Origin of the sequence: Acinetobacter sp. Colony158, from assembly GCF_019264745.1 — a bacterium.
Classification (GTDB): Bacteria; Pseudomonadota; Gammaproteobacteria; order Pseudomonadales; family Moraxellaceae; genus Acinetobacter; species Acinetobacter ursingii.
This window is the reverse complement of record NZ_CP078523.1, coordinates 1,158,615-1,164,292: the sequence shown is the minus strand read 5'-3', so window position 1 is coordinate 1,164,292 and position 5,678 is coordinate 1,158,615. Positions and strand designations below refer to the sequence as shown.

Sequence of the window (5,678 nt, the reverse complement as noted above, 5' to 3'; positions counted from 1 at the left end):
TATTCTCCTGCAATTTAAAATTAAAAAATAAAAGTTGGATAACAAGTTAGCGCGGCTTTTATGATTTAAAGCTCTGTTTTTAGCAAAATGGCTTCAAGTTAAAAAAAATTGCAGAACATGTACGTCTAACTCTATAAACACCAACCAATGATGTGAGTTTGACCAGAAGAAATTGTGAATCATAGGCAGCGCAAAGTTGGACTTTGCAAATTTTCGTCATAATGAAAGGAAAGAAACATGAAGAAACTTGGTCTATTATCATTGGTATTCGCAGGTGTAGCATTCACAGCAGTAGGCTGTGCTTCGGAAGCTGGCTTAAATGCTTCAGGTTCTACACAAGCGTCTGCAAGCCCAGAAGCAACGGGTGTGCAGGGTGGTGTAGCAGTACAAGCGGATACTTCAACACAGGCTCAACCTGTACAGGCATCTCCTGAACAACCACAAGTTGCCCCTGAGTCTGCACCCGTTCAATAATATTTTTTGTCTGCGATGCGGTGAATGAAAGTGATCATTGGATGCCACCATAACACTCAGTTTTAGATGAGCTGCTACTCATTTGAAACGTTCAAAGCCGACATTCAGCGAAGATATGACGTACAGATACTTCGGTCGATTGCCCTCAGGCAAGGCTTTAGTCATCAATTATAGTAGCTCCATAGCAAACAGGATGTTTGTTGCAAATGGTCGTACAGTAAATAAGGCAGGATGCTTGAGTACGAACCAAATCAAAGCCTAAATCTCCGTAGATTTAGGCTTTGATTTATTTGAACGACGTTATTTAACGAGTACAGATATTAAGGGCGATCCGCATATCTCCAACCCCCATTAGCATGATCCCAGCGATCATGATTTCTGTCCCAGTGACCTTTTCTGTTATATCCATCATCATTTCGATCATAGTCATATCGATCACCATGCCGATGATTGTGATCTTCAGGTAAAACTACACATCCAACTGCAAGCAATGCAGTGACAAGTGAGATCAAAATTACTTTCATTTTACTGCTCCTTATTTTTGATCTAACCAATGACAAAACTATCCAATGCCATTTCAGGTTTGAGTCAATGACTTTTATTGTGGTTGCGATTAGCGTAGGAAAAATTAAGGAAATGTAACTTGATTAGGTGTCTTGTATGCGCATATAGTCAAGACACGCTTGAATATGTAGAAAAAATGAATAACAGCAATTTGAAGGGAGAAATCAGTGAATCTATCGCAGCAAAAGCTTCAGGCATTATTAGAAAAAGGGCAGGGACCAGCAGCGCGCGCATTAGACAAACTCCCTGCTTTTGTTCAGGAGTCCATTGTTAAATTATTGGGCTATCCCTATCAGTATCCCCAACTTGATAGTTTCACAAAATGCTTGATGGCGGTGCAGTACAAACAGGGATATTCGGGTTTTATCGATGAAAATGTTGACCGTTCCCGCCAAATGTTTGAACTACAAATGCAGGCGATTCGACGTAAACCAACACCATTAGAGTTTGTAGAAGATATTCGTTTACCTTTACAAAGTGGTACGATCTTTGCCAGACATTATCATCCGCATCCAAATAAAAAGCTGCCTATGGTGGTGTTTTATCATGGTGGTGGCTTTGTGGTGGGTAATGTCGATACGCATGATGAAGCTTGTCGCCTGATTGCTAAATCAGCCAATGTACAAATATTAAGTATTGAGTATCCGCTCGCTCCAGAATTTTCTCCTAAGCATTTAATTCAGTCGTGTGAAGATGCATTGGCTTGGGTTTATCAAAACCGCCGCTATTTTAAAATTCTAAAAAATCGTATTGCAGTGGCGGGCGATAGCGCAGGCGGCAATATCAGCACCGTGGTGGCTCAGCGAACCATTGGTAAGTCTTATGCACCACAAGCTCAATTTCTGATTTATCCAGCCGTAGACTTTAAAAGCCGTCATCCCTCTTTTTATGCCTATAAAGATGGTTTGGTGTTGACCGGTCGTGATATCGATTACGTCACAGATTACTACGCAACCCAACATCATATTGAATTAACAGATCCAGTGATTTCACCTACCTATGGAAATTTGAAAAAAATAGCACCCGCATATGTGGTGACGGCTGGTCATGATGTATTACACGATGAGGGTGAGATTTATAGTCATAAATTGCGTCAGAATGGGGTTAAGGTTCAATATGATGAATATCTGGATCAAACCCACGGTTTTATTAACCTGACACCTGTTTCGCGTAAAGCCAAAGCCAATCTGGTACAAATGAGTAAATCGTTTAGAAAGTTTTGGGATAAACACGCCTAATTGAAATCAAGACGATAAATCAAAGATAAAAAGGTGTTTCACGTGGAACACTTTTTTGATAATCCAAATAACAATATTATAAAAATAGACCATGAGCATACTATGCTAGTCTGGCTAGCAATTTGGTCACTATAGAGATAGAAAAGGAAAAACCATGTTAAAGAAAGTCGCTTTAATGGCAACGGGGTGTTTAATGAGTATTAATGTATTTGCAAATACACTCGTTGAAATGAAAACCTCTATGGGCAATATTGAGATTGAGCTTTTTAATGATCAAGCTCCAATTTCTAGCAAAAATTTTGAAACTTATGTAAAAAGCAACTTTTATACAGGGACGATTTTTCATCGCGTTATTCCTGGATTCATGGTTCAAGGCGGTGGCATGGATGTCAACCTCAAAGAGAAAGCGACTCGACCAGCAATCAAAAATGAAGCAAGTAACGGACTTAAAAATACGCGTGGTACTTTAGCAATGGCGCGTACCAGTAACCCAAATTCTGCAACTAGCCAATTCTTCATTAATGTTGCAGATAATAACTTCCTGAATGCTTCTCCAGTAGATGCAGGATATGCAGTGTTTGGTAAAGTCACAAAGGGCATGGATGTGGTCGATAAAATTGTTAAAGTTCCAACAACGACTATGGGTTCTTATCAAAATGTGCCCAAACAACCGATTAAAATCTTGAGTGTACAAATCAAGCCACAAAAAAGTGCTAAATAACAAACAATAAAGCAGAAATGTGAAATTAATATTTCTGCTTTATAAATAAATGGTTACAGTGGTTTTGATTGTAAAATAAACTGAATTGATGCACAAAAATAGAACACTCAATAAAACAATGAGTTAAAGGGGCTTGCTTGTGTAGGGAATTGCCCTATAATGCACTCATCCCGACGCAATACACGATGAAGATCTTGGCTTTTAGGGTTAAGGTTGAAGGATTTGTATTGAGTTGAATTTCTTACTGACGAGGTAAGGAATAGATCATTAAGAATATAGAAGAACAACTTGTGTGGATTTTTACTGATTGATTGATCGAAAAATTATCATTGATTGATTGGTTTAAATTACTCGAAGTTTATTTGAGAGAATTTGTCAGTAATTGATGAGCCAGAATTGGCACCTTGTCTTTAATAAGGTGCGAAATGATTTTAACTGAAGAGTTTGATCATGGCTCAGATTGAACGCTGGCGGCAGGCTTAACACATGCAAGTCGAGCGGAGAGAGGTAGCTTGCTACTGATCTTAGCGGCGGACGGGTGAGTAATACTTAGGAATCTGGCTATTAGTGGGGGACAACATTTCGAAAGGGATGCTAATACCGCATACGTCCTACGGGAGAAAGCAGGGGATCNNNNGACCTTGCGCTAATAGATGAGCCTAAGTCGGATTAGCTAGTTGGTGGGGTAAAGGCCTACCAAGGCGACGATCTGTAGCGGGTCTGAGAGGATGATCCGCCACACTGGGACTGAGACACGGCCCAGACTCCTACGGGAGGCAGCAGTGGGGAATATTGGACAATGGGGGGAACCCTGATCCAGCCATGCCGCGTGTGTGAAGAAGGCCTTATGGTTGTAAAGCACTTTAAGCGAGGAGGAGGGTACTGGTATTAATACTACCAGCTACTGGACGTTACTCGCAGAATAAGCACCGGCTAACTCTGTGCCAGCAGCCGCGGTAATACAGAGGGTGCGAGCGTTAATCGGATTTACTGGGCGTAAAGCGTGCGTAGGCGGCTAATTGAGTCGGATGTGAAATCCCCGAGCTTAACTTGGGAATTGCATTCGATACTGGTTAGCTAGAGTGTGGGAGAGGATGGTAGAATTCCAGGTGTAGCGGTGAAATGCGTAGAGATCTGGAGGAATACCGATGGCGAAGGCAGCCATCTGGCCTAACACTGACGCTGAGGTACGAAAGCATGGGGAGCAAACAGGATTAGATACCCTGGTAGTCCATGCCGTAAACGATGTCTACTAGCCGTTGGTCTCTTTGAGGGATTAGTGGCGCAGCTAACGCGATAAGTAGACCGCCTGGGGAGTACGGTCGCAAGACTAAAACTCAAATGAATTGACGGGGGCCCGCACAAGCGGTGGAGCATGTGGTTTAATTCGATGCAACGCGAAGAACCTTACCTGGTCTTGACATAGTAAGAACTTTCCAGAGATGGATTGGTGCCTTCGGGAGCTTACATACAGGTGCTGCATGGCTGTCGTCAGCTCGTGTCGTGAGATGTTGGGTTAAGTCCCGCAACGAGCGCAACCCTTTTCCTTATTTGCCAGCACTTTGGGTGGGAACTTTAAGGATACTGCCAGTGACAAACTGGAGGAAGGCGGGGACGACGTCAAGTCATCATGGCCCTTACGACCAGGGCTACACACGTGCTACAATGGTCGGTACAAAGGGTTGCTACCTAGCGATAGGATGCTAATCTCAAAAAGCCGATCGTAGTCCGGATTGGAGTCTGCAACTCGACTCCATGAAGTCGGAATCGCTAGTAATCGCGGATCAGAATGCCGCGGTGAATACGTTCCCGGGCCTTGTACACACCGCCCGTCACACCATGGGAGTTTGTTGCACCAGAAGTGGATAGTCTAACTGCAAAGAGGACGTTCACCACGGTGTGGCCGATGACTGGGGTGAAGTCGTAACAAGGTAGCCGTAGGGGAACCTGCGGCTGGATCACCTCCTTAACGAAAAGATTGGTTGATTGGTAAGAATCCACAACAAGTTGTTCTTCTGGTATCTGAATGAAAGATAGAAAAGGAACGAGTTTTCTCTTTTAATTTCAGAGATAAGTCATGCACTACGCGCTGCGCTTGTCTTGCGAAATAAAAAAAGAGATTATTAATCTCTTTTTTTATTTCTCAGGGTCTGTAGCTCAGTTGGTTAGAGCACACGCTTGATAAGCGTGGGGTCACAAGTTCAAGTCTTGTCAGACCCACCATTCTGACGAATAGATTAATGAGTACAGAGTTAAAGATACTTAAATGATATAAGCTGGGGACTTAGCTTAGTTGGTAGAGCGCCTGCTTTGCACGCAGGAGGTCAGGAGTTCGACTCTCCTAGTCTCCACCAAATTTCAAGAACAGAAAAGCGCAGCTTTTCCTTGAAATTTAAGCAAACAGCTATGCTGTGCGCAGGCACACATAGGATGGAGCTTGAAGTTAAGAAGATTATAGAGCTTAGTAAATATAATGATTTATTAAGCTCTGTGATTAATCACAGTTTAATGTAGCTGACGAGGTTACATTAATTCATTAACAGATTGAGAATTGAGTCTGAAATAAATTGTTCACTCAATAACAAAGAGAGAAGAAGTAATTCTGATCTCAGAGTTAATTGAGAACTAGCAAATTAACTGAATCAAGCGTTTTGGTATATGAATTTAGATTGAAGCTGTAC

At 42.2% G+C, this 5,678-nt stretch carries 4 protein-coding genes, 2 tRNA genes and 1 rRNA gene; 6 read left to right on the top strand and 1 reads right to left on the bottom strand.

Going from position 1 to position 5,678, the window contains the following annotated elements; translation table 11 throughout:
• Window positions 1-237: 237 nt before the first annotated feature.
• Window positions 238-474, top strand: coding sequence for a hypothetical protein (locus JR005_RS04560; protein ID WP_004986255.1), 237 nt, complete (start codon window positions 238-240; stop codon window positions 472-474).
• A gap of 320 nt (window positions 475-794) precedes the next feature.
• On the opposite strand, the gene JR005_RS04555 is transcribed toward JR005_RS04560, so the two are convergent.
• The gene (locus JR005_RS04555; protein WP_151721613.1) at window positions 795-998 is read right to left on the bottom strand and encodes a hypothetical protein; all 204 of its coding nucleotides are present in this window, start codon (window positions 996-998) and stop codon (window positions 795-797) included.
• A gap of 207 nt (window positions 999-1,205) precedes the next feature.
• Between JR005_RS04555 and JR005_RS04550 the strand changes: the two genes are divergently transcribed.
• The 5 genes from JR005_RS04550 (at window position 1,206) to JR005_RS04530 (ending at window position 5,351) form a co-directional block, all read left to right on the top strand.
• Window positions 1,206-2,276: an alpha/beta hydrolase fold domain-containing protein gene (locus JR005_RS04550; RefSeq protein WP_049175859.1), complete on the top strand. Its 1,071-nt coding sequence runs from the start codon at window positions 1,206-1,208 to the stop codon at window positions 2,274-2,276.
• A gap of 154 nt (window positions 2,277-2,430) precedes the next feature.
• Complete coding sequence (locus JR005_RS04545) at window positions 2,431-2,997, top strand: peptidylprolyl isomerase (protein WP_218665631.1); 567 nt, start codon at window positions 2,431-2,433, stop codon at window positions 2,995-2,997.
• 432 nt (window positions 2,998-3,429) lie between these two features.
• Window positions 3,430-4,966: ribosomal RNA gene (locus JR005_RS04540) — 16S ribosomal RNA — on the top strand.
• Window positions 4,967-5,143: 177 nt separating this feature from the next.
• Window positions 5,144-5,220 (top strand) — tRNA-Ile (locus JR005_RS04535).
• A gap of 55 nt (window positions 5,221-5,275) precedes the next feature.
• Window positions 5,276-5,351 (top strand) — tRNA-Ala (locus JR005_RS04530).
• Window positions 5,352-5,678: the final 327 nt, after the last annotated feature.

What these genes read in the sequence shown, in the direction of transcription:
- JR005_RS04560 (WP_004986255.1), top strand. Translation starts at nt 238, where the DNA reads ATGAAGAAACTTGGTCTATTATCATTGGTATTCGCAGGTGTAGCATTC.
- JR005_RS04555 (WP_151721613.1), bottom strand. Translation starts at nt 998, where the DNA reads ATGAAAGTAATTTTGATCTCACTTGTCACTGCATTGCTTGCAGTTGGA.
- JR005_RS04545 (WP_218665631.1), top strand. Translation starts at nt 2,431, where the DNA reads ATGTTAAAGAAAGTCGCTTTAATGGCAACGGGGTGTTTAATGAGTATT.